Here is a 22,117-nt window from a genome sequence, read left to right on the forward strand (position 1 = left end):
GCGAGTTCGTGAGAGACGAGGAGTTGGTCCCGCATGGCCGCCGAACTCACCGCACACCAGCTGATCGCCCAGCACCGGCCGACCCTGGACCTGGCGCTGGAGACGATCCGCACGCGCGCGTACTGGTCCCCCCACCCCGAGCACCCCAAGGCCTACGGGGAGAACGGCAGCCTGGACATGGCCGCGGGCAAGGCCGCCTTCGACGCCCTGCTCGGCACGCGCCTCGACCTCGGCCAGCCCGGCACCGACGACTGGGTCGGCGGCGAGGTCTCCCCGTACGGCGTCGAGCTGGGCGTCCAGTACCCGCACGCGGACCTCGACGTGCTGCTGCCCGCCATGAAGGCCGGCCAGAAGGCGTGGCGGGACGCGGGCGCCGAGCTGCGCGCGATGGTCTGCCTGGAGATCCTCCGGCGGATCGGCGAGCGGACCATGGAGTTCGCGCAGGCGGTCATGCACACCTCCGGACAGGCCTTCATGATGGCCTTCCAGGCGGGTGGCCCGCACGCCCAGGACCGCGGCATGGAGGCCGTGGCCTACGCGTACGTGGAGCAGGCCCGCACCCCCGACACGGCGGAGTGGACGAAGCCCCAGGGCAAGCGCGACCCGCTCGCGCTCACCAAGCGCTTCGCGCCGGTACCGCGGGGCATCGGCCTGGTCATCGGCTGCAACACCTTCCCGACGTGGAACGGCTACTCGGGCCTGTTCGCCTCCCTCGCCACCGGCAACGCGGTCCTGGTCAAGCCCCACCCCCGCGCGGTGCTGCCGCTCGCCCTCACCGTCCAGGTCGCCCGCGACGTGCTCGCCGAGGCCGGCTTCGACCCGAACCTGGTCGCGCTGGCCGCCGAGCGCCCCGGCGAGGGCATCGCCAAGACCCTGGCGACCCGGCCCGAGATCCGGATCATCGACTACACCGGCTCCACCGCCTTCGGCGACTGGCTGGAGGCAAACGCCGGCCAGGCGCAGGTCTTCACCGAGAAGGCCGGCGTCAACACGGTGATCGTCGAGTCCACCGACGACTACAAGGGCATGCTCGCCAACCTGGCCTTCTCGCTGTCCCTCTACAGCGGCCAGATGTGCACCACCCCGCAGAACCTGCTCATCCCCCGCGACGGCATCCGCACCGACCAGGGCCCCAAGTCCTACGACGAGGTGACCGCCGACCTGGCGCGCGCCGTCGACGGCCTCCTCGGCGACGACGCCCGCGCGAACGCCCTGCTCGGCGCGATCGTCAACCCGGACGTCAAGGCCCGCCTGGAGGCCGCCGCCGGACTCGGCGAGGTCGCCCTGGCCTCCCGTGAGATCACCAACCCGGACTTCCCGGACGCGGTCGTGCGCACCCCGGTGATCGTCAAGCTGGACGGCGCCAAGCGCGGCGACGAGGCCGTCTACACCAGCGAGTGCTTCGGCCCGGTCTCCTTCGCCGTCGCCGTCGACTCCGCCGCCGACGCCGTGGAGCTGCTGCGGCACAGCGTCCGGGAGAAGGGCGCGATGACGGTGGGCGCGTACACCACCGACGCGGAGGTGGAGGAGGCCGTGACGGAGGTCTGCCTGGACGAGGCGGCCCAGCTCTCCCTCAACCTCACGGGCGGGGTGTACGTCAACCAGACGGCCGCCTTCTCCGACTTCCACGGCTCCGGCGGCAACCCGGCGGCCAACGCGGCCCTGTGCGACGGAGCCTTCGTCGCCAACCGCTTCCGTGTCATCGAGATCCGGCAGCCGGCCTAGCTAGGGCACGTGTGGTGCGCCCCCGGTGGCGCTCCAGTGGTACAGCGTCATGGCCACACTGGTCGCGAGGTTGTAGCTGGAGACCTGGGGGCGCATCGGCAGTGCCACCAGCTGGTCGGCCCGCGCGCGCAGCTCCCGCGAGAGCCCGCTGCGCTCGGAGCCGAACGCGAGCAGCGCGTCGTCCGGCACCTTCAGCCCGCGGATGTCCGCGCCCTCGGGGTCCAGCGCGAACAGCGGCCCCGGCGGCAGCTCCGCCACCTCCAGCCGCTCCACGACGGTCGCGAAGTGCAGCCCCGCCCCGCCCCGCACCACCGTGGGGTGCCAGGGGTCGAGCGTGCCGGTGGTGACCACCCCCGTCGCCCCGAATCCGGCGGCCAGCCTGATCACCGCACCCGCGTTGCCGAGGTTGCGCGGCTGGTCCAGCACCACCACCGGGGCACGGCGGGGCCTGCGCGCCAGCGCCTCCAGACCGGCCGCCCGCGAGGGCCGTACCGCCAGGGCGGCCACCGCGGTGGGGTGCGGCCGCGCGACGAGCGACGCGTACGCCTCGTGCGGCACCTCGGTCAGCAGACCGTCCAGGGCGTCGCGCACGTCGGGCGCCAGCTCGTCGGCGAGGGCGAGGACGTCCGCGCGGTCGGTGGTGACGGCCACCGGGACCCGGGCGCCGAAACGCAGCGCGTGCTTGAGCGCGTGGAAGCCGTCCAGCAGCACACACGGCCCGGCGTGCCGGCGCCAGGCGGCCAACGGGTCGGGCTCGGTCATGCCTTGAAGCCTACGTGGGTCTGCTCGGAGTCCTTGCCGCCGTCGGGGCCCTCCTCGGGGCCCTCCTCGCCGGCTCCGGCCCGGGGGCCCGGCACCGTGGCCGCGCGGCCGTCCCCGCCCCTGCTCCCGCCTCCGCCGGGGAACCCGGCCGGCAGCCGGCCCAGCAGCCGCGCACGCGCGCGTGCCGTCCCGTCGCCCAGGCGGCGCAGGAACGAGGTCGGCAGGAACACCGCGTCGGCGGCGATCATCGCCAGCGAGAAGAACGGCAGCCCGAGCGTCACGGCGATCACCGCGTGCTCGGTGATCATGGCAGCCAGCAGCACGTTCTTGACCCGCCGGTTGAACAGCGTGAACGGGAAGGCCACCTGCACGGCGACCGTGCCGTAGGTGATGAGCATGACCATGGTGCCGTTGCCGGCCAGGGCGTCGGACAGCTCGGGCCAGGGCGAGAAGTAGTCCAGGTGCAGCGGGTAGTAGGCGGCCGTTCCGTCCTGCCAGCGCGAACCCTGGATCTTGTACCAGCCGGCGGTCGCGTAGATCAGACAGGCCTCGACCATGATCACGAAGAGCGCGCCGTTGTGCACGATGTCGGTGACCACGTCCAGCAGGATCCGCGGCTGACTGCCCCCGGCCGCGCGCCCGACGGCCCAGCCGACGCCCAGCGCCACCCACACCGCCCACAGCAGCGTGGGGACGAACCAGTCGCCGTCCAGCCCGCCCGCGAGCGTCACGGTGAGCAGGACGAAGCCGAACACGGACCACAGCACCGGCCCGACCCGGTCCGGGACACGCTCTCCACGCGCGCGTGCCTCGTCCCCGCGCCGCGCCCGGCGCGCGTCCAGCGACCAGACCCGGCCGCAGCGGGTGAGGACCAGGTAGATGCTCATCAGGTGCAGGACGTTGTCGCCGCCGTCGCCCATGAAGACGCTGCGGTTCTGCAGCGAGAGCACCCCGACCATGAACAGCACGGACATGGTCCGGGTGCGCCAGCCCAGCAGGAGCAGCACGCTGCTCAGGACGGCCAGCGCGTAGACGATCTCGAACCAGGCAGCCGAGTCGGACCACATCAGCGCGGTAAAGGCGCCGTTGTCCGCGATCAGTTGCTCGGCGAGGTCGTGGCTCCAGGGGCTCTCGGGGCCGTACAGCTCGCCCCGGTGGGGGAGTTCGCGCAGCAGGAAGAGCAGCCAGGTGGCGCTGAAGCCGATGCGGATCACGGCGGTCTGGTACGGGCCGAGCGCGGCGCCGGTGACGCGGGCGATACCGCGGGAGACCGAGAGGGCGATGCCGTTCACGCGGCACCCCCGTCCTTCGCGCCGCCGTTGGCCGCGCCCGGCACCGTCCACCAGGGCAGCTCGCGGTAGGTCGGCCGGTCGGAGACCTTCTCACCGCTCCACGGCGGCGGCTCCACGTTGGTGGTCCGCGACCGGTACTGGACGCGCTCGACGGTCCCGCCCGGTCCGGCGGCGTCGTTCCGGTCCAGCCGCTGGACCGCGATGTGCCGCAGATAGGTCTCGGAGAGGGTGCCCCGCATGCCCACCGGCCGGTTGTTGGAATCATGGCTGGAGACGAAGAAGTCCCAGGCCCGGCGGAGTTCGTTCTGCTGGGTGTGGCTCGGCAGCGGATTGCCGTCGATGGCGCGGCCGTCCTCCGCGGACAGGTCGTACCAGCCGGTCGTGCGTATCGCGCCGTCCGCCGTGCTCACGTCGGCGCGGACCTGGACGGAGATGTTCTGCTGCAGCGGGTTGGGCGCGAAGAGCTTCCAGTTCTGTTCGAACTCCGGGAAGACCCACTCGTCCACCGCCTCGCCGTGCTGCTTGGTGAGGGTGTTGGACGGGGCCACGTGCAGGAACACCATGCCTATGTGGGCACATACGGCGATCGCGACGACCGCGAGGGCGACCACGGCACCGACCTGGTAGCGGGGGGAGAGCGCGGCGACTCCGGTGCGGGGTGCCGCGGCCGCCGCGGCACCGGTGGTCCCGACCGGCCCGTCCGTCTGTTCCGACGCGCCGTCGGACCCGGCCGGGTCCTCCTGCCCGTCCCGCCCCTGCCGGGCGTCCGAGCCTGTGTCGTACGCTTCCATTCCGCCCCGTTCGGTCCCGATCCGTCCATCCGCCCGCGCACCGCGGGGCGCCCGGGCGGCACAGCCCGGCCGCCCGGCCACGTTCGAACGGGAACGGTACTCAGGACCGGCCGCCCGCACACCCCCCGGCGGAGCGGCCGCACCGTGGCCGTCACCACATCCGCGGACATCCGGGGACAGCCTAGAGAACGTGCCCCGGCTCGCCCTTCTCGTCCACGACCGGCCGGCCGGCCGCGGCCCACTCCTGCATGCCGCCGTCGACGTTCACGGCGTCGGCGCCCTGCTGGACCAGGTACATGGTGACCTGCGCCGAACGCCCGCCGACGCGGCACAGCACGTGGATCCTGCCGTCCTGCGGCGCGGCCTCGGCCAGCTCACCGTACCGGGCCACGAACTCGCTGAGGGGAATGTGCAGCGCCCCGGCGGCATGACCCGCCTGCCACTCGTCGTCCTCGCGGACGTCCAGCAGGAAGTCGCCGTCCTTGAGGTCCCCGACCCCGACCGTGGGCACACCAGCTCCGAAACTCATGCCCCAGACGCTACCCGAGCCACCGTCCCGGTCCGTCCCGCTCAGTCCCGCCCGAGCGCCGACGCCAGCTCCGCCTCGCGCTCCCGCACCTGCGCCGCGAGCTGCTCGGCGATCTCCTCCAGCAGCCGGTCGGGGTCGTCCGGGGCCAGCCGCAGCATGGCGCCGATCGCGCTCTCCTCCAGCTCCTTGGCGAGCAGCGTCAGCATCTCCTTGCGCCGGTCCAGCCACTCCAGGCGGACGTACAGCTCCTCGCCGCGGCTCGGGCGCCGCTCGGGCACCGGCCCGGCGGCCCACTCCTCGGCCAGCTCACGCAGCTGAGCCGCGTCGCCGCGGGCGTAGGCGGCGTTGACCCGGGTGATGAACTCCTCGCGCCTGACCCGCTCGTCCTCCTCCTGGGCCAGGTCGGGGTGGGCCTTGCGGGCCAGCTCGCGGTAGAGCTTGCGGGCCTCCTCGCTCGGCCGCACCCGCTGCGGGGGCCGTACCTCCCGGTCCGTGAGCATCGCCGTGGCCTCCGGGAACAGCCCGTCCCCGTCCATCCAGCCGTTCAGCAGCTCCTCGACCCCGGGGATCGGCATCAGCCGGGCCCGCGCCTCGTCGGCCCGCTCCCGGTCCCCGGCGTCGCCGGTGCGCGCCGCCCTGGCCTCCAGGATCCGCGCCTCCAGCTCCTCCAGGCGCGCGTACACCGGGCCGAGCCGCTGTTCGTGCAGCCGCGAGAAGTTCTCGACCTCCACCCGGAAGGTCTCCAGCGCGATCTCGTACTCGATGAGTGCCTGCTCGGCGGCCCGTACGGCCTGTTCCAGCCGTTCCTCGGGACGCGGCGCACCCCCCTGCTCGGGCTCAGCTTCCGGCGTCGTCACCCGTCCAGCCTAGGCCACGACGAAGTCCGCCCCGCCGGGCGCGACGGGCGCCCTCACACCCCCAGCTCCGCCGCCACCCGCCCGCTCCGTACCGCGGCGGCCAGTTCCGCGTGGTCCGCCTCCGTGCGGTCGGCGTAGGCCACGGCGAAGGCGGCCACCGCCTCGTCCAGCTCCTCGTTCTTGCCGCAGTAGCCGGCGACGGTCCGCGGGTCGGCGCTGTGCGCGTGGGCGCGGGCCAGCAGGGCGCCGGTCATGCGGCCGTAGTCGTCCAGCTGGCCGGCGGCCAGGGCCGTGGCGTCGACGCTGCCCTTGCGGTTGCGGAACTGCCGCACCTGGAACGGCCGCCCGTCGACCGTCGTCCAGCCCAGCAGGATGTCGCTGACCACCTGCATCCGCTTCTGTCCCATGACCACCCGGCGGCCCTCGTGCCCGGTCCCGGGGGCGTCGAAGCCGGCCGTCGCCAGGTGGGGCAGCAGCGCGGACGGCCGGGCCTCCTTGACCTGGAGGACGAGCGGTTCGCCCCGGTGGTCCAGGAGCAGCGCGACGTACGACCGCGTGCCCACGCTGCCGGTGCCCACGACGCGGAACGCGACGTCGTGCACCGCGTACCTGGCCAGCAGCGGCAGCCGGTCCTCGGAGAGCGTGGCCAGGTACGGCTCCAGCGCGGCCGCGACCGTCGCCGCCTCCGCGTCCGTCACCCGGCGCAGCACCGGCGGCGCCTCCACGAAGCGCCGCCCGCCGTCCTCGGTGGCCTCGGTCGACTTGGCCGCGAAGCGCCCGCTGGTGTTGGCCCGCGCCTTCTCGGCCACCCGCTCCAGGGTGCCGAGCAGGTCGTGGGCGTCGGTGTGGGAGACGAGTTCCTCGTCCGCGATGGCGTTCCAGGCGTCCAGCGCCGGAAGCTTGGCCAGCAGCCGCATGGTGCGCCGGTAGGCACCCGCCGCGCCGTGGGCGGCCTCGCGGCAGGTGTTCTCGTCGGCGCCGGCCTCCCGGCCCGCGAGGACGAGCGACGCGGCGAGCCGCTTGAGGTCCCACTCCCAGGGGCCGTGGACCGTCTCGTCGAAGTCGTTGAGGTCGATGACCAGGCCGCCGCGGGCGTCACCGTAGAGACCGAAGTTCGCCGCGTGCGCGTCGCCGCAGATCTGGGCGCCGATCCCGGTCATCGGCGTACGCGCCAGGTCGTACGCCATCAGGCCCGCCGACCCGCGCAGGAAGGCGAACGGCGTGGCCGCCATCCGCCCGGCACGCAGCGGGGCGAGCCCGGGGATCCGGCCCCGGTTCGACTCCTCGACCGCGGCGAGCACGTCCGGGCGGTCGGCGTCCAGGTCGAGCGCGGCGTGCGCGGAGCGCGGGACGCGGGTGCGCAGGGCCTTGCCCTCCGCCTTCGGCGAACCCCCCGCGGGCCACCGCGCGAACCCCGGCACGGCCGGCACCCGCACGCCCCCGCCTGGCCCCTCCGCGTCCGCGCGCGCCCCCGGCACCACCCCGTTCGCCGCCTCCGTGACCGCCCCCGCCGTCGCCCCGTTCATCCCGGCCGCCTTCCCCGTACTCGTCCGTGCCGTGCGTCGCACCCGTGGAGCGCACGCGTGTCCGCGCATGTGTGCGACTCATCACGCGTGCCGATGCGCGCCACGACCGTACCTCCGGCCGAACCGCCCGTACACGCGCTCCGGCCCGCCGCCCGCATAACGCCGGGCAGAGGGCGGAACAGGAGGTGCCCGAGGCCCCGACGGCGCGTCTACGGTTTCCAGCGCTCCCTGCCCCCGGTCCCCGACGTCCCGGATGTCGCACCTCCCGTCCGGCTTCCCCGGGGACCACCCACCGAGGAGACCGAGGAACCGCCATGACCCCCGACACCCCCACGCCCCCCGAGACCCCCGCCACCGCCACCGGCACCGCCACCGGCACCGGCACCGGCACCGGCACCGGCACCGACCGTGCCCTCAGCCGCAAGGCACTCCTCAGGGCCGCGGTCGCCGCCGGCGCCGCTGTCCCGCTGCTCGCCACCGGCGGTATCGCGCTCGCCCGGGACGCCGCCCGCTCCGCCACCGGCCGCACGCTGACGCCGACCCCCTACTGCGACGACGGCGACGACCCGACGCCCGACCAGATGGAGGGCCCGTACTTCAAGCCGAACTCCCCGCGGCGCACCAGCCTGGTGACGCCCGGCACCGTCGGCACCCCGCTGACCGTCGCCGGCTACGTCTTCGGACGGAACTGCGCCCCGCTGCCCGGTGTGCTCCTCGACTTCTGGCAGGCGGACAACGCCGGCGCCTACGACATGGCCGGATACGCCTTCCGCGGCCACCAGTTCACCGACGCCACCGGCGCCTTCACCCTGCGCACGATCGTCCCGGGCCTCTACCCGGGCCGCACCCGGCACCTCCACGTCAAGGCGCAGGCACCCGGCCAACCCGTGCTGACCACCCAGCTCTACTTCCCCGGCGAACCCCGCAACGCCACGGACGCGCTCTTCGACCCGGAGCTGCTGATGAACGTCCGCGCCGGGGGCGGCGGCAGGGAGGCCACCTTCGACTTCGTCCTGGACGTGGACGGCGGTCCGGGCCCCGACCCCACCGACCCGCCCACCGACCCGCCGAACGGCACCTGGGCGCCCGGCCGCTCCTACGCCGCGGGCGACCGCGTGACGTACGGCGGCCGCGCCTACCGCTGCCTCCAGGGGCACACCGCGACGACGGGCTGGGAGCCGCCCAACGTGCCGGCCCTGTGGCGCCCCGAGTCCTGAGACCTTCCTCACAGCAGGCCGTTCGCGGACCACTGGCCGCGTCCCGCGTCCGGGCATGCGGAAGCCCCCCAGGTCCGAGACCTGGGGGGCTTCCGGCTGGTGCGCGAGGGGGGAGTTGAACCCCCACGCCCTTTCGGGCACTGGAACCTGAATCCAGCGCGTCTGCCTATTCCGCCACCCGCGCATTGGGTGTGTCTTCCGGTGCCTTGCGGTGCCTTTGCTTGCGGCCTGGCCCCTTCCGACACCAGAACATTAGCACGCTGAAACGGGTGGACTCACATCCCTTTAGGCCCGGGAGCAGGGCGCCCGCCCCGCTCCCGGGCACTCGTATCGACCCGTAGCCGTTCACGTATCAACCTCGTACCGGTACGGCTCGTCTCCCCAGGAGCCGGTAGGGGTCCACAGTCAGGTGCGGGACACTGGTCTGCGGCCGCCTCTACGATCCTGGGCATGAGTACCCGCGGGAGCGCATCCCGAGGGCCCCGGGAGTTCGAAGGGGAGCTGCAGCGGGAACTCCGAGAGGCGTCGACACCCGTCGACCGGGCCGACAGGGGGAACCAGCCGATCGAGCGGCGCGTGGATACGATCAGTAAGCAGTACCAGGTGGACAGTGCACGGACGAGCGGTGCGCACACCGGCAGTACGCACGGCAGCAGTACGCACGGCAGCAGTACGCAAGGCAGTGGACAGGACGGCAGCGACGGAGGAGGTGCCCCATGGGAGTCCTGAAGAAGTTCGAGCAGCGTCTCGAAGGTCTGGTCAACGGCACCTTCGCGAAGGTGTTCAAGTCCGAGGTGCAGCCCGTGGAGATCGCGGGAGCGCTCCAGCGCGAATGCGACAACAACGCGACCATCTGGAACCGCGACCGCACCGTCGTACCCAATGACTTCATCGTGGAGCTGAGCACGCCCGACTTCGAGCGGCTCAGCCCCTACTCGGGCCAGCTCGGCGACGAGCTGGCCGGCATGGTCCGCGACTACGCCAAGCAGCAGCGCTACACCTTCATGGGACCGATCAAGGTCCACCTGGAGAAGGCGGACGACCTCGACACCGGCCTGTACCGGGTGCGCAGCCGTACGCTCGCCTCCTCCAGCAGCCACCAGGGCGGCGGCCCGGCCCCGGCGGCCCCCGCCGCTCCCCCGGCGCCCGGAGGACGGCCCGGCGGCCCGGGCGGTGGCTACGGCTACCCGCCGGCCGCCGCACCCGCCGGCGCCCCGCCCATGCCGTCCGCGCCGCCGCCCGGCTCAGGCCCCGGCGGCTACGGCTACCCGCAGCCCGCGGGCGGCCAGCAGCCACCGGCCGCACCCGCGTCCGGCGGAAGCACCCGCCACTGGATCGAGATCAACGGCAACCGCCACCAGATCTCCCGAGGGACCCTGGTCCTCGGCCGCAGCACCGAGGCCGACGTGCGGATCGACGACCCCGGCGTCTCCCGCCGGCACTGCGAGATCCGGACCGGAACGCCCTCGACGATCCAGGACCTCGGGTCCACCAACGGCATCGTGGTGGACGGCCAGCACACAACCCGCGCTACGCTCCGCGACGGCTCCCGCGTCGTCGTGGGCAGCACCACCGTTATCTACAGGCAAGCCGAAGGGTGATCCGGGGGCAATGTCAGAGCTGACCCTCACGGTCATGCGGCTGGGTTTTCTCGCCGTACTGTGGCTGTTCGTGATCGTGGCCGTGCAGGTCATCCGTAGCGACCTGTTCGGTACGCGGGTGACCCAGCGCGGAGCGCGGCGCGAAGCCGCCCGACCGCAGCAGGCCGCCGCGCGCCAGAACCAGGCGCCACCGCCGCCGCGCCAGCAGTCCGGCGGCGGCCGCGGCCGCCGAGGCGCGCCCACCAAGCTGGTTGTGACGGAGGGCACCCTCACCGGCACCACCGTTGCCCTCCAGGGCCAGACCATCACGCTCGGCCGGGCACACGACTCGACGATCGTGCTGGACGACGACTACGCCTCCAGCCGCCATGCCAGGATCTACCCGGACCAGAACGGGCAGTGGATCGTCGAGGACCTTGGCTCCACCAACGGCACCTACCTGGACCGGTCCCGGCTGACGACGCCGACACCGATCGGGCCGGGTTCGCCGATCCGCATCGGCAAGACCGTCATCGAGCTGCGGAAGTAGTGCTACACCAATGAAAGAGCGCGAGCGGAGCGAGCACGCGGCGGCGGCCGGCACCCCGGGCCCCGGCGCGCTCCCGACCGGAGGGTGGGCAGTGTGGCTCGACACGACCGGCTGTACCCGGAGCCGACGGGCGAGGTGCGCATGAGTCTGTCACTGCGCTTCGCCGCCGGATCGCACAAGGGCATGATCCGGGAGGGCAACGAGGACTCCGGCTACGCCGGTCCGCGCCTGCTCGCCATCGCCGACGGCATGGGCGGCCAGGCCGCCGGTGAGGTCGCCTCCTCCGAGGTGATCTCCACCATCGTCGCCCTCGACGACGACGTGCCCGGCTCCGACGTCCTCACCTCCCTCGGCGCCGCCGTGCAGCGCGCCAACGACCAGCTGCGGCAGATGGTCGAGGAGGACCCCGCCCTGGAGGGCATGGGCACCACGCTGACCGCGCTGCTGTGGACCGGCCAGCGCCTCGGCATGGTGCACGTCGGCGACTCCCGGGCCTACCTGCTGCGCGACGGCGTCCTCACGCAGATCACGCAGGACCACACCTGGGTGCAGCGCCTCGTCGACGAGGGACGGATCACCGAGGAGGAGGCGGGCACCCACCCGCAGCGCTCCCTGCTGATGCGCGCCCTCGGCAGCGGCGACCACGTCGAACCCGACCTGTCCATCCGCGAGGTGCGGGCCGGCGACCGCTACCTCATCTGCTCCGACGGGCTCTCCGGCGTCGTCTCCCACCAGACGATGGAGGACACCCTCGCCAGCTACCAGGGCCCCCAGGAGACCGTCCAGGAGCTGATCCAGCTCGCCCTGCGCGGCGGCGGCCCCGACAACATCACCGTCATCGTCGCCGACGTCCTCGACCTCGACACCGGCGACACCCTCGCCGGGCAGCTCTCCGACACCCCCGTGGTCGTCGGCGCCGTCGCCGAGAACCAGGCCCAGATGGGCGACAACGGCATCATGCAGACCCCGGCCGGCCGCGCCGCCGGCCTCGGCCGCCAGGGCGGACAGCACGGCGGGGGCGGAGAGTTCGGCCCGCCCGGCAGCGGCGACACCACCGGGTACGTCCCGGCCGGCGGCTTCGACGACTACGGCACCGACGACTTCGTCAAGCCCCGCAAGGGCCGCAGGTGGCTGAAGAGATCCCTCTACACGGTGCTCGCCCTCGCCGTCATCGGCGGCGGCACGTACGGCGGCTGGCGCTGGACCCAGACCCAGTACTACGTCGGCAGCAACGACGACCACGTCGCCCTGTACCGCGGCATCAGCCAGGACCTCGCCTGGGTCTCGCTCTCGAAGGTCCAGAAGGACCACCCTGAGATCGAACTCAAGTACCTGCCGCCCTACCAGCAGAAACTCGTCGAGGCCACCATCGCCGAAGGCGATCTGGCCGACGCCCGGGCGAAGATCGAGGAGCTGGCGGTGCAGGCCTCCGCCTGCGAGAAGCAGGCCGACCGGCGCACCGCGGAGACCGAGAAGAACGCCAAGACGGGCGAGGGCGAGGCCGGCGGCACCACGGGAACCACCCCCGCCTCCTTCACGTCCAAGGCCTCACCGACACCCACCCCGTCGCCGAACGCGTCGGAGTCGCAGAAGGCACCCGAGTCGTCCCAGTCCCCGACCGCACCCACCCCAGGTTCCGGCCCGACCCTCTCGGAGGAAGAGCAGAAGGTCGTCTCGCTGTGCGGTAAGCAGTAGGCAAGCCGTGAGAGGCCCCGTCACACGATGAGCAGTTCTACCAACTCGACGACGCACCACACGTCCACGATCGGCGCCATCGGCGCCCCGAGCCGGCGCAACACCGAGCTGGCTCTGCTCGTGTTCGCCGTCCTCATCCCGGTCTTCGCCTACGCCAACGTGGGTCTGGCCATCAACGACGAGGTGCCCGCCGGCCTGCTGAGCTACGGCCTCGGCCTCGGCCTGCTGGCCGGCGTCGGGCACATCGTCGTACGCAAGTTCGCGCCGTACTCGGACCCGCTGCTGCTGCCGCTTGCCACCCTGCTCAACGGCCTCGGCCTCGTCGCCATCTGGCGCCTGGACCAGTCCGAACTCCTCCAGGACATCCAGCAGGCCGGCACCGCCGCACCCCGCCAGCTGATGTACACCGCGCTGGGCATCGCCCTGTTCGTCGCGGTCATGATCTTCCTCAAGGACCACCGCGTCCTGCAGCGCTACACCTACATCTCCATGGTCACCGCCCTGTTCCTGCTGCTGCTCCCGCTCGTACCGGGCCTCGGCAAGAACATCTACGGCGCCAAGATCTGGATCCAGGTCGGCTCCTTCTCGATCCAGCCCGGCGAGTTCGCCAAGATCGTCCTAGCGATCTTCTTCGCCGGCTACCTGATGGTGAAGCGCGACGCCCTCGCGCTGGCCAGCCGCCGCTTCATGGGCCTCTACCTGCCCCGCGGCCGCGACCTCGGCCCCATCCTGGTCGTCTGGATGGTCTCGATCCTCATCCTCGTCTTCGAGACCGACCTCGGCACCTCGCTGCTGTTCTTCGGCATGTTCGTGATCATGCTGTACGTCGCCACCGAGCGGACCAGCTGGATCGTCTTCGGCCTGATGATGTCCGCCGTCGGCGCCGTCGGCGTCGCCAGCTTCGAACCCCACATCCAGCAGCGCGTGGACGCCTGGCTCGACCCGATGCGCGAGTACACGCTCTCCCGCGCCGGCCAGGTCGGCCACTCCGAGCAGGCCATGCAGGCCCTGTGGGCCTTCGGCTCCGGCGGCACCCTCGGCACCGGCTGGGGCCAGGGCCACTCCGAGCTGATCCGCTTCGCCGCCAACTCCGACTTCATCCTCGCCACCTTCGGCGAGGAACTGGGCCTGGCCGGCCTCATGGCGCTGCTCCTGCTCTACGCCTTGATCGTCGAGCGCGGCGTCCGCACCTCCCTCGCCGCCCGGGACCCCTTCGGCAAGCTCCTCGCCATCGGCCTCTCCGGCGCCTTCGCCCTCCAGGTCTTCGTCGTCGCCGGCGGTGTCATGGGCCTCATCCCGCTCACGGGTATGACCATGCCCTTCCTGGCCTACGGTGGTTCCTCCGTCATCGCCAACTGGGCACTGATCGGCATCCTGCTGCGCATCAGCGACACCGCGCGCAGACCGGCACCCGCCGCTCCCGCCAGCCCCGACGCCGAGATGACCCAGGTGGTCCGACCGTGAACAAGCCCCTGCGCCGGATCGCGATCTTCTGCGGCCTCCTCGTCCTCACCCTGCTCATCCGGGACAACTGGCTCCAGTACGTCCAGGCCGACGACCTCAAGGAGGACGAGCACAACCGCCGGGTCGCCATCGAGCGGTACGCCAGCCCCCGCGGCGACATCATCGTCGACGGCAAGGCCATCACCGGACACGCCACCACCAGGGGCGACTTCAAGTACAAGCGGACCTACAAGGACGGCGCCATGTGGGCGCCCGCCACCGGGTACGTCTCCCAGGCCTACGGCGCCACCCAGGTCGAGGCAATCGACGACGGCATCCTCACGGGCAACGACGACCGGCTCTTCTTCCGCAACACCCTCGACATGATCACGGGCAGGAAGCGCGAGGGCGGCAACGTCGTCACCACCCTCGACAGCGCCGCCCAGAAGGCCGCCTACGACGGTCTGAAGAAGCAGGGCGCCAAGGGCGCCGTCGTCGCGCTCGAACCGTCCACCGGCAAGATCCTGTCGATGGCCTCCTACCCGTCGTACGACCCCACCTCGATCGCCGGCAGCAACGAGGCGGCCGGCGAGGCCTGGAACAAGCTCCAGAAGAAGAACAACCCCGACGACCCGATGCTCAACCGCGCGCTGCGCGAGGTCTACCCGCCCGGCTCCACCTTCAAGGTGCTCACCGCGGCGGCCGCCCTGGAGCACGGCCTGTACGACTCGGCGGACGAGAAGACCGACTCCCCCCTGCCCTGGACGATGCCGGGCACCACCACCGAGCTGCCCAACGAGGGCGACCTCCCCTGCGAGAACGCCACCCTCCGCGAGGCCCTGCGCGTGTCCTGCAACACCGTCTTCGGCAAGGTCGGCTCCGACCTCGGCAACGAGGACATGCTGGAGACGGCCGAGAAGTTCGGCTTCAACGAGGAGCAGTTCGTCCCCGTCCGCTCCAACGCCTCCGTCTTCTCCGGCGACATGGCGCCCTCCGAGGTCGCGCTCTCCTCCATCGGCCAGTTCAACACCGCCGCGACCCCGCTGCAGATGGCCATGGTCACCTCGGCGATCGCCAACAACGGCACCCTGATGAAGCCGTACATGGTCGACGAACTCCAGGCCCCGAACCTCGACACCATCGAGAAGACGGACCCCGAGGAGATGAGCAAGCCGCTCTCCGCGGACAACGCCCAGATCCTCCAGGACATGATGGAGACCGTCGTCGAGGACGGCACGGGAACCAACGCGCGGATCGACGGCGTCACCGTGGGCGGCAAGACCGGTACCGCACAGCACGGCGTCGACAACAAGGAGAACCCCTACGCCTGGTTCATCTCGTACGCCAAGGGCGAGGACGGCAGCGCGCCGGTCGCCGTGGCCGTGGTGATCGAGGACGAGAACGCCGTACGCGACGACATCTCCGGCGGCGGCCTCGCGGCACCGATCGCGAAGAACGTCATGGAGGCCGTCATCGACAGCAAGAAGTGACCACACCATGAAGGGGACGTGACTCCGGTCACGTCCCCTTCACATCGGCGCACGTTGCGATACCGGTCCTGTATCGGCTGCCAGGCTTGGCCAAGGCACACAGAGCGAGCCGGGTACCGTAGGCCGGACGGCAGCCTCCGACCGTACAAGCATGCCGGTCGGGACCGACGGAGAGGGCTGGTAGGTAGCTATGGAAGAGCCGCGTCGCCTAGGCGGCCGGTACGAGCTGGGCCCGGTGCTCGGCCGTGGTGGCATGGCGGAGGTTTATCACGCTCATGACACCCGGCTCGGACGCCAGGTGGCGGTGAAGACGCTGCGCGCGGACCTCGCGCGCGATCCGTCCTTCCAGGCCCGGTTCCGCCGGGAGGCCCAGTCGGCCGCCTCGCTCAACCATCCCGCGATCGTGGCGGTCTACGACACGGGCGAGGATTACATCGACGGGGTCTCCATCCCGTACATCGTCATGGAGTACGTCGACGGCTCCACACTGCGTGAGCTGCTCCACTCCGGCCGCAAGCTGCTGCCGGAGCGGACCCTGGAGATGACCATCGGCATCCTCCAGGCGCTGGAGTACTCGCACCGGGCCGGCATCGTCCACCGCGACATCAAGCCCGCCAACGTCATGCTCACGCGCAACGGCCAGGTCAAGGTCATGGACTTCGGCATCGCCCGCGCGATGGGCGACTCCGGCATGACCATGACCCAGACGGCCGCGGTGATCGGCACCGCCCAGTACCTCTCCCCGGAGCAGGCCAAGGGCGAGCAGGTCGACGCGCGGTCCGACCTGTACTCCAGCGGCTGTCTGCTCTACGAGCTGCTGACCGTGCGGCCGCCCTTCGTCGGCGACTCCCCGGTCGCCGTCGCGTACCAGCACGTGCGTGAGGAACCGCAGGCGCCGAGCGTCTTCGACCCCGAGATCACGCCCGAGATGGACGCGATCGTGCTGAAGGCACTGGTCAAGGACCCCGACTACCGCTACCAGTCGGCCGACGAGATGCGGGCCGACATCGAGGCCTGCCTCGACGGCCAGCCCGTCGCCGCGACCGCCGCGATGGGCGCCATGGCCGCGGGGGGCTACGGCGCCTACCCCGACGACCAGCCGACCACCGCGCTGCGCTCGGACGGGGGCGGCGGCGCCACGACCATGCTGCCGCCCATGAACCCGGACGACGGCGGCTACGGCTACGACGACCGCCCCGACCGGCGCCGGCAGCAGGCGCGCAAGTCGAACACGTCCACGATCTTCCTGGTCCTGGCGGGCGTCCTCGTCCTCGTCGGCGCGATCCTGATCGGCAAGTACGCGTTCAGCGGCGACGGCGGACCCAGCAACGACACGGTCGCGGTACCCAACCTGATCGGTCAGACGCAGGGCGACGCCAAGAAGCTGCTCAGCAACTCCGACTTGGAGCTGGGGTCGGTCGAACAGAAGCCCTGCGAGGACCAGAAAAAGGGCAACATCTGCGACCAGGACCCCAAGCAGGGGACCTCGGTCGACAAGCAGTCCACCGTCAACCTGGTGGTCTCGACCGGCGCCCCGAAGGTCGCCGTGCCGAACGTCATCGACAAGAACGTCGACGAGGCCAAGCAGCGGCTGGAGAGCAAGGGCTTCGAGGTCGAGACCAAGCAGACCGAGTCCTCCCAGGACGAGGGCACGGTCCTCAGCCAGGACCCGGACCCGGGCAGCGAGCTGGAGAAGGGCTCCACGGTGACCCTGGAGGTCGCCAAGGCCGAGGCGAAGGCCACGGTCCCGGACGTCGTCGGCCGCAGCTGCGACGAGGCCAAGGCCCAGATGCAGAACAACGACCTGGAAGCCACCTGCACCGACCAGCCGACGAACGACCCGAACCAGGTCGACAAGGTGATCTCCACCACACCTTCGGCGAACCAGCAGGTCGACAAGGGCTCCAAGGTCACGATCGTCGTCGGCAAGGCCGTGGAGAAGGAGAAGACGAAGGTGCCGGAGATCAAGCTCGGCACCCCGCTGCCCCAGGCCCAGCAGACCCTCCAGCAGGCCGGCTTCACCAACATCCAGGTCACCGGCCCCAACGACGGCAACGCCGTGGTGATACAGCAGAACCCGCCGGCCGGCACCGAGGTCGACGACCCCGCCGCCACGCCGATCACCCTCACCACCATCGGCGGCAACGGCAACAGGGGCGGTAACGACAACGGCGGCGTCATCGCCGGCCTTGGCGGCGACGACTGACCCACCCGCACGAACGAACGACTGGAGCCCCGGCCCCTCAGCGGAGGGACCGGGGCTCTGCCGTCCTCACCGCGGTCACCACCGCGACGACGAGACATACCACACCGGCCACCGCCAGCAGCACGAAGAACACGATGGCCGGGTTCACCCAGGCGGGAACGAGGTCGAAGTTCTCGTTGCACTTGCTGCGCAGCGGGAACCAGCGGTCGAACTCCTCCGCGTGCGCCGCCCGGTAGGCCTCGTCGTAGCGGACACCGTGACCGTGGACACACGCCTCCCCGACGTCGAGCCCTCCGGAGAGAACCCCGGTCAGGTAGGCGACAGCGAAACCGGCCACACCGGTCGAGACACCGGCCACACCCAGCGACAGCCAGGTACGGGGCCGCGCCCACCCGCCCTCACGGACGGCCCGGACGCTACCGCGGCCCCCGGCGACCATCCCCACGCACAGCATCACCACCACGACGGCCACGACGGTGCCGACAGCGCCGAGCAGGAACAGCAGCGCGATGCCCATCACCGCCAGCCCGCCCAGGTAGGCGAGCCGCTCGGGCCGGGAGCGCGACAGCATCGAACGTGTCTTCATATGTCACAACTCGTTAAGTCCGGTTGACCACATCATCCCAAGAGGGAAGGCCGGGCAATGATCAACGAGACGGCTCTACTGGAATCACCGACACTACGCAGCGGTGTCCTAGAACGAACGGACGTACTCGACCGCGTGAAGGCACTGTCCCTGCTGCCGGACGGGTTGCACGTGACTACGGCGATGGTGGCGGCGTACTTCCAAGTCACCGCCGAAGCCGTCCGACAGCTGACCAAGCGCCACCGTGAGGAACTCGAAGCCAACGGAATGACCGTGCTCCGAGGCGCTGACCTGCGGGAATTCGAGAGTGACAACATGTCACTCTCGCTGGCCAGTTATCCACAGGCCCGCCGGAGCCTCACCATCTACTCCAGGCGAGCCGTACTCAACATCGCCATGCTGCTCCGCGACAGCGAAGTCGCTCGCCAGGTGCGTGTCTACCTCCTGGACATGGAGTACCTGGCGCGCACACAGCCTGTGGACAACCCGGCCCCGACAGCCCCCGCCGCCCTCGACGCCCACATCGACCAGCGCATCACCCACATCCTCGGCCGGACCGTCGTACCGATGTTCAACGCCCTGATCGCCACATCCGGCGAACACCGCCGCGAGCTCATCGAACTCCGCGGGGACATCGAGAACGTCGAGCGCAAGCTGTGCTGGCACCACAAGCGCCTCGCCACCCTGGAAGGAGACACCCCTGCCGACGATGTCAGGTCGAAACTCAGGGCGATGACCTGGCGGGCGTTCGAGCACCATGTCGCCGACCTGCTGCGCCGAGACGGCTGCGTCGACGTCGTCGTGCGGCAGGCCCGCATCGACCGCGGCATCGACCGCGGCATCGACATCACCGGCCGCACCGCCGATGGACGCACCGTCGCCGTCCAGTGCAAGAACAGGTCCGGCCGCTGGACCGTACCCAGCGCGGACATGCAGAAGTTCGCGGGCGCGGCACGCGCCATTGACCAGGTGGACGTCGCCCTGTTCGTCGCCACCTCCAACTTCAGCCACGAATCGGAGGCGATCGCCAAACTCAGCGGAGTCATCACCGTGAACCGCGACGAACTGGAAGCCTGGAGCGCCGGAGTGCTGCTCAAGGCACTCCAGTAGGCGAAACGGCAAGAGGCCCGAAGTCGCAAGAGAGAGTTGCGGCTTCGGTCCTCCGCCATGCTAGGTGACTGACCTCCCGCAAGGAGGTCAGTCACCGCAGCTCCGTCGGCGGCGTCCTGTCCCCGTCCACCTTCTCCGTGCGGACCAGTTCGCCCCAGACCACGTACCGGTACTTGCTCGTGTACACCGGGGTGCAGGTGGTCAGGGTGATGTAGTGGCCGGGCTTCTTCTTGCCGGACTCCCGGGGGACCGCGTCGAGGACCTTGACGTTGAACTTCGAGGTCTCGCGAAGGACGGCGTAGGTCTTGTAGACGTACCAGGTGTCCTTCGTCTCGAAGACGATCGGGTCGCCCTCCTCGATCTTGTCGATCTTGTGGAACTTCGCCCCGTGCCCGTCGCGGTGGGCCGCGAGCGAGAAGTTGCCCTCCTTGCCGGAGGCGGGCAGCGTCGCCTTCACCGGGTCCGTGTAGTAGCCGGCCACGCCGTCGTTGAGGATCTTCATCGACGTGCCCTTCTCCACCAGGATGTCGCCCTTGCCCATCGCCGGGACGTGCAGGAAGCCGATCCCCGCCCTGGTGTCCAGCGCCCCGGGACCGTCCGGACCGACCCGGTCCTCGGCCCAGTTGTCGCGGACCTTGTCGGCCTGCCTGTCCGCCGCGCGGTCGGCGACCACGTTCGTCCACCACAGGGAGTAGACGACGAACAGGCCCAGCACCAGGCCCGCGGTGATGAGGAGTTCACCGAAGACGCTCACGGCCCGCGCGACGATCCGTCCGGGACCCCGCCCGGGGCCCCGCCCGCTCCCGCGCGCCGCGGCGTGCTCCTGCTGCTCCGTGTCGGTGGTCGCTGCCACTGGTCATCCGCCCTTAACTGACGAGCGCATCCGGCTTGCCCTTGCTGCGCGGCCGTTCCTCGACCATCTTGCCCCAGACGATCATGCGGTACTTGCTGGTGAACTCCGGCGTGCAGGTCGTCAGCGTGATGTAGCGGCCGGGCTCCTTGAAGCCCGACTGCTTCGGGACCGGGTCCAGCACGCTGACGTTGCTCGGCGACGTCACCGGCAGGATCGACGCCATCTTGTAGACGAAGTACTTGTCCTGCGTCTCCACGACGATCGGATCGCCCGGCTTGAGCCTGTTGATGTACCGGAAGGGTTCGCCGTGCGTGTTGCGGTGCCCCGCCAGTCCGAAGTTGCCCGTCTTCGCGTCCGGCATCGCCGTCTTCAGCGCGTCCTCCGCGTAGTGCCCGACCATGCCGCGGTCCAGCACCTTCTTGCTGTCGATGCCCTCGGCGACCGGCACCACGACGTCCAGATCGGGGATGTGCAGCAGCGCGAAGCCCTGGCCCGGCTCGAAGGTCCCCGGGTTGCGCTTGCCGCTCGCCCAGTCGTCCTGGAGGTTGCTGGCCGCCTTGTCCGCCTGCGCGTTCGCCCGCACGTTCGTCCACCACAGCTGGTACGTGACGAACAGCAGCATCAGCACGCCGGTGGTGATGAAGACCTCACCGATCGCCCGGCTGGCGATCACCGCGGCGCCGGGCTTGCGGGCCCGGGCCTGACGGCGGGCCTCCACGCGCGACAGCGGCGCTTTCGGCTCCTCGGCCGACTCGGAGTCCCCCGGCGCCCCGCGCGGCGCTCCACGGCGCCCGTGACGCCGTTTCGCGGCCTTCCTGCGGGCCGCGCGGCCGCCGGTCGGGGTCCCGGCCGTCCGCTCCGGCGGCGGCTCGGCGATCCGCAGCGCCACCGTCTCGTCGTCGACCCGACCGACGGGGCCGACGGGACCCGTGGGACCCGCCGAGGTGAAGTCCTCCTGCCACCCGCCCCCGAACGCACCGGAATCCTCGTACGGCCGCCCGTACGAGGATCCCTGGTCACCGGCCGTGCCGGATTCGCGCTCGGGGCGCAGGGCGGTCACGCCGTGGCCCTGCCCACCACCGGGGCGAGCCCCGCCGACCTCGCCACCGCGTCCTGGTCGCCGCACTCCACCAGCCAGTTGGCCAGCATCCGGTGCCCGTGCTCGGTCAGCACCGACTCCGGATGGAACTGCACGCCCTCGACGGGCAGTTCACGGTGGCGCAGGCCCATCACGATGCCGTCGTGGGTGCGGGCCGTCACCTCCAGCTCGGCCGGCACCGTGCCCGGCTCCGCCGCCAGCGAGTGGTACCGGGTGGCGGTGAAGGGGGAGGGCAGACCCGCGAAGACGCCCGTGCCCGTGTGCTCGACCGGCGAGGTCTTGCCGTGCAGCAGCTCCGGCGCCCGGTCCACCACACCGCCGTACGCCACCTGCATCGACTGCATGCCGAGGCAGACGCCGAAGACCGGGACACCCGTGGCGGCGCAGTGCCGGACCATGTCGACGCAGACGCCCGCCTGCTCCGGCGCACCCGGCCCCGGAGAGAGCAGCACGCCGTGGAAACCGTCCTGGGCGTGCGCCGTCGACACCTCGTCGTTGCGCAGCACCTCGCACTCGGCGCCCAGCTGGTACAGGTACTGGACCAGGTTGAAGACGAAGCTGTCGTAGTTGTCGACGACGAGGATGCGCGCGCTCACTGGTTGTCCACCGTCACATCGTTGAAGGGAAGCAGCGGTTCGGCCCACGGGAAGACGTACTGGAAGAGGACGTAGACCACGGCCACGACCAGCACGAGCGAGAGCACTGCCCTCGCCCACGCGTTCCCCGGCAGATGCCGCCAGATCCAGCCGTACATGCCGTCCCTTCCGTCGCACCACGACGCCAGACGCACGCCGCACCGCACCAGA

20 protein-coding genes and 1 tRNA gene are annotated in these 22,117 nt (G+C 71.2%); 9 read left to right on the forward strand and 12 right to left on the reverse strand.

Annotation, left to right across the window (positions count from 1 at the left end; translation table 11 throughout):
• The first annotated feature begins 33 nt into the window (after positions 1 to 33).
• Entirely contained in the window at positions 34 to 1,725 is a 1,692-nt protein-coding gene (paaN, locus tag ACFWR9_RS06310) for a phenylacetic acid degradation protein PaaN (RefSeq protein WP_383836320.1), read from the forward strand.
• Here the strand turns inward: paaN and ACFWR9_RS06315 are convergent, their stop codons facing one another.
• The 6 genes from ACFWR9_RS06315 to ACFWR9_RS06340 form a co-directional block, all read right to left on the reverse strand.
• Complete coding sequence (locus ACFWR9_RS06315) at positions 1,726 to 2,487, reverse strand: TrmH family RNA methyltransferase (protein WP_383836323.1); 762 nt, start codon at positions 2,485 to 2,487, stop codon at positions 1,726 to 1,728.
• Positions 2,484 to 3,779 (reverse strand): HTTM domain-containing protein, encoded by a 1,296-nt coding sequence (locus tag ACFWR9_RS06320; RefSeq protein ID WP_383836326.1) that lies wholly within the window; start codon positions 3,777 to 3,779, stop codon positions 2,484 to 2,486. Before ACFWR9_RS06320 ends, ACFWR9_RS06315 begins: the two co-directional genes overlap by 4 nt.
• Positions 3,776 to 4,570: a DUF5819 family protein gene (locus ACFWR9_RS06325; protein WP_383836329.1), complete on the reverse strand. Its 795-nt coding sequence runs from the start codon at positions 4,568 to 4,570 to the stop codon at positions 3,776 to 3,778. The genes ACFWR9_RS06320 and ACFWR9_RS06325 overlap by 4 nt, the downstream gene beginning before the upstream one ends.
• 181 nt (positions 4,571 to 4,751) lie before the next feature.
• Positions 4,752 to 5,081 carry a rhodanese-like domain-containing protein gene (locus ACFWR9_RS06330; RefSeq protein WP_383836447.1) on the reverse strand — a complete coding sequence of 110 codons (330 nt, stop codon included), beginning with the start codon at positions 5,079 to 5,081 and terminating at the stop codon, positions 4,752 to 4,754.
• Positions 5,082 to 5,140: 59 nt separating this feature from the next.
• A complete protein-coding gene (locus tag ACFWR9_RS06335; RefSeq protein ID WP_383836332.1) occupies positions 5,141 to 5,956 on the reverse strand; it encodes a hypothetical protein in 816 nt (271 codons plus the stop codon).
• A gap of 53 nt (positions 5,957 to 6,009) precedes the next feature.
• Positions 6,010 to 7,482, reverse strand: coding sequence for a DUF2252 domain-containing protein (locus tag ACFWR9_RS06340; RefSeq protein WP_383836335.1), 1,473 nt, complete (start codon positions 7,480 to 7,482; stop codon positions 6,010 to 6,012).
• 314 nt (positions 7,483 to 7,796) lie between these two features.
• Here ACFWR9_RS06340 and ACFWR9_RS06345 point away from each other — a divergent pair, with 314 nt between their 5' ends.
• Positions 7,797 to 8,699, forward strand: a complete 903-nt coding sequence (locus ACFWR9_RS06345; protein ID WP_383836338.1) for a carbohydrate-binding protein — start codon at positions 7,797 to 7,799, stop codon at positions 8,697 to 8,699.
• Between the two features lie 97 nt (positions 8,700 to 8,796).
• On the opposite strand, the gene ACFWR9_RS06350 is transcribed toward ACFWR9_RS06345, so the two are convergent.
• Positions 8,797 to 8,883 (reverse strand) — tRNA-Leu (locus ACFWR9_RS06350).
• Between the two features lie 532 nt (positions 8,884 to 9,415).
• Here ACFWR9_RS06350 and fhaA point away from each other — a divergent pair.
• The 6 genes from fhaA to pknB all read left to right on the forward strand — a co-directional run bounded on the left by fhaA (position 9,416) and on the right by pknB (position 17,663).
• Entirely contained in the window at positions 9,416 to 10,300 is an 885-nt protein-coding gene (gene fhaA / locus ACFWR9_RS06355) for an antibiotic biosynthesis regulator FhaA (protein WP_383836341.1), read from the forward strand.
• A 10-nt stretch (positions 10,301 to 10,310) separates the two neighbouring features.
• Positions 10,311 to 10,829, forward strand: coding sequence for an antibiotic biosynthesis regulator FhaB (gene fhaB / locus ACFWR9_RS06360; RefSeq protein WP_383836344.1), 519 nt, complete (start codon positions 10,311 to 10,313; stop codon positions 10,827 to 10,829).
• A gap of 141 nt (positions 10,830 to 10,970) precedes the next feature.
• Positions 10,971 to 12,524 (forward strand): Stp1/IreP family PP2C-type Ser/Thr phosphatase, encoded by a 1,554-nt coding sequence (locus tag ACFWR9_RS06365; protein WP_383836450.1) that lies wholly within the window; start codon positions 10,971 to 10,973, stop codon positions 12,522 to 12,524.
• 27 nt (positions 12,525 to 12,551) lie between these two features.
• A complete protein-coding gene (locus tag ACFWR9_RS06370) occupies positions 12,552 to 13,988 on the forward strand; it encodes an FtsW/RodA/SpoVE family cell cycle protein (protein WP_383836347.1) in 1,437 nt (478 codons plus the stop codon).
• On the forward strand, positions 13,985 to 15,457 hold the full coding sequence (locus ACFWR9_RS06375) for a peptidoglycan D,D-transpeptidase FtsI family protein (RefSeq protein WP_383836350.1): 1,473 nt from the start codon (positions 13,985 to 13,987) through the stop codon (positions 15,455 to 15,457). Before ACFWR9_RS06370 ends, ACFWR9_RS06375 begins: the two co-directional genes overlap by 4 nt.
• Positions 15,458 to 15,647: 190 nt before the next feature.
• A complete protein-coding gene (gene pknB / locus ACFWR9_RS06380) occupies positions 15,648 to 17,663 on the forward strand; it encodes a Stk1 family PASTA domain-containing Ser/Thr kinase (RefSeq protein WP_383836353.1) in 2,016 nt (671 codons plus the stop codon).
• 37 nt (positions 17,664 to 17,700) lie between these two features.
• Here the strand turns inward: pknB and ACFWR9_RS06385 are convergent, their stop codons facing one another.
• Positions 17,701 to 18,249, reverse strand: a complete 549-nt coding sequence (locus tag ACFWR9_RS06385) for a hypothetical protein (protein WP_383836356.1) — start codon at positions 18,247 to 18,249, stop codon at positions 17,701 to 17,703.
• A 135-nt stretch (positions 18,250 to 18,384) separates the two neighbouring features.
• Between ACFWR9_RS06385 and ACFWR9_RS06390 the strand changes: the two genes are divergently transcribed.
• Positions 18,385 to 19,359: a restriction endonuclease gene (locus ACFWR9_RS06390; protein WP_383836359.1), complete on the forward strand. Its 975-nt coding sequence runs from the start codon at positions 18,385 to 18,387 to the stop codon at positions 19,357 to 19,359.
• A gap of 91 nt (positions 19,360 to 19,450) precedes the next feature.
• Here ACFWR9_RS06390 and ACFWR9_RS06395 read toward each other — a convergent pair whose 3' ends face one another.
• The 4 genes from ACFWR9_RS06395 to ACFWR9_RS06410 are packed head-to-tail and all read right to left on the reverse strand — an operon-like array spanning position 19,451 to position 22,065.
• On the reverse strand, positions 19,451 to 20,212 hold the full coding sequence (locus ACFWR9_RS06395) for a class E sortase (RefSeq protein ID WP_383836362.1): 762 nt from the start codon (positions 20,210 to 20,212) through the stop codon (positions 19,451 to 19,453).
• A 13-nt stretch (positions 20,213 to 20,225) separates the two neighbouring features.
• Complete coding sequence (locus ACFWR9_RS06400) at positions 20,226 to 21,272, reverse strand: class E sortase (protein ID WP_383836365.1); 1,047 nt, start codon at positions 21,270 to 21,272, stop codon at positions 20,226 to 20,228.
• Positions 21,269 to 21,907 (reverse strand): aminodeoxychorismate/anthranilate synthase component II, encoded by a 639-nt coding sequence (locus ACFWR9_RS06405; RefSeq protein WP_383836368.1) that lies wholly within the window; start codon positions 21,905 to 21,907, stop codon positions 21,269 to 21,271. The genes ACFWR9_RS06400 and ACFWR9_RS06405 overlap by 4 nt, the downstream gene beginning before the upstream one ends.
• Positions 21,904 to 22,065 (reverse strand): hypothetical protein, encoded by a 162-nt coding sequence (locus ACFWR9_RS06410; protein ID WP_383836371.1) that lies wholly within the window; start codon positions 22,063 to 22,065, stop codon positions 21,904 to 21,906. The genes ACFWR9_RS06405 and ACFWR9_RS06410 overlap by 4 nt, the downstream gene beginning before the upstream one ends.
• Positions 22,066 to 22,117: the final 52 nt, after the last annotated feature.

The sequence above is a fragment of the Streptomyces sp. NPDC058534 genome (assembly GCF_042717365.1).
Taxonomy (GTDB): domain Bacteria; phylum Actinomycetota; class Actinomycetes; order Streptomycetales; family Streptomycetaceae; genus Streptomyces.

Excerpts from the sequence above, each read along its gene's own strand:
- paaN (WP_383836320.1), top strand. The coding sequence starts at position 34 with ATGGCCGCCGAACTCACCGCACACCAGCTGATCGCCCAGCACCGGCCG.
- ACFWR9_RS06315 (WP_383836323.1), bottom strand. The coding sequence starts at position 2,487 with ATGACCGAGCCCGACCCGTTGGCCGCCTGGCGCCGGCACGCCGGGCCG.
- ACFWR9_RS06325 (WP_383836329.1), bottom strand. The coding sequence starts at position 4,570 with ATGGAAGCGTACGACACAGGCTCGGACGCCCGGCAGGGGCGGGACGGG.
- ACFWR9_RS06340 (WP_383836335.1), bottom strand. The coding sequence starts at position 7,482 with ATGAACGGGGCGACGGCGGGGGCGGTCACGGAGGCGGCGAACGGGGTG.
- ACFWR9_RS06345 (WP_383836338.1), top strand. The coding sequence starts at position 7,797 with ATGACCCCCGACACCCCCACGCCCCCCGAGACCCCCGCCACCGCCACC.
- fhaA (WP_383836341.1), top strand. The coding sequence starts at position 9,416 with ATGGGAGTCCTGAAGAAGTTCGAGCAGCGTCTCGAAGGTCTGGTCAAC.
- fhaB (WP_383836344.1), top strand. The coding sequence starts at position 10,311 with ATGTCAGAGCTGACCCTCACGGTCATGCGGCTGGGTTTTCTCGCCGTA.
- ACFWR9_RS06365 (WP_383836450.1), top strand. The coding sequence starts at position 10,971 with ATGAGTCTGTCACTGCGCTTCGCCGCCGGATCGCACAAGGGCATGATC.
- ACFWR9_RS06370 (WP_383836347.1), top strand. The coding sequence starts at position 12,552 with ATGAGCAGTTCTACCAACTCGACGACGCACCACACGTCCACGATCGGC.
- pknB (WP_383836353.1), top strand. The coding sequence starts at position 15,648 with ATGGAAGAGCCGCGTCGCCTAGGCGGCCGGTACGAGCTGGGCCCGGTG.
- ACFWR9_RS06385 (WP_383836356.1), bottom strand. The coding sequence starts at position 18,249 with ATGAAGACACGTTCGATGCTGTCGCGCTCCCGGCCCGAGCGGCTCGCC.
- ACFWR9_RS06410 (WP_383836371.1), bottom strand. The coding sequence starts at position 22,065 with ATGTACGGCTGGATCTGGCGGCATCTGCCGGGGAACGCGTGGGCGAGG.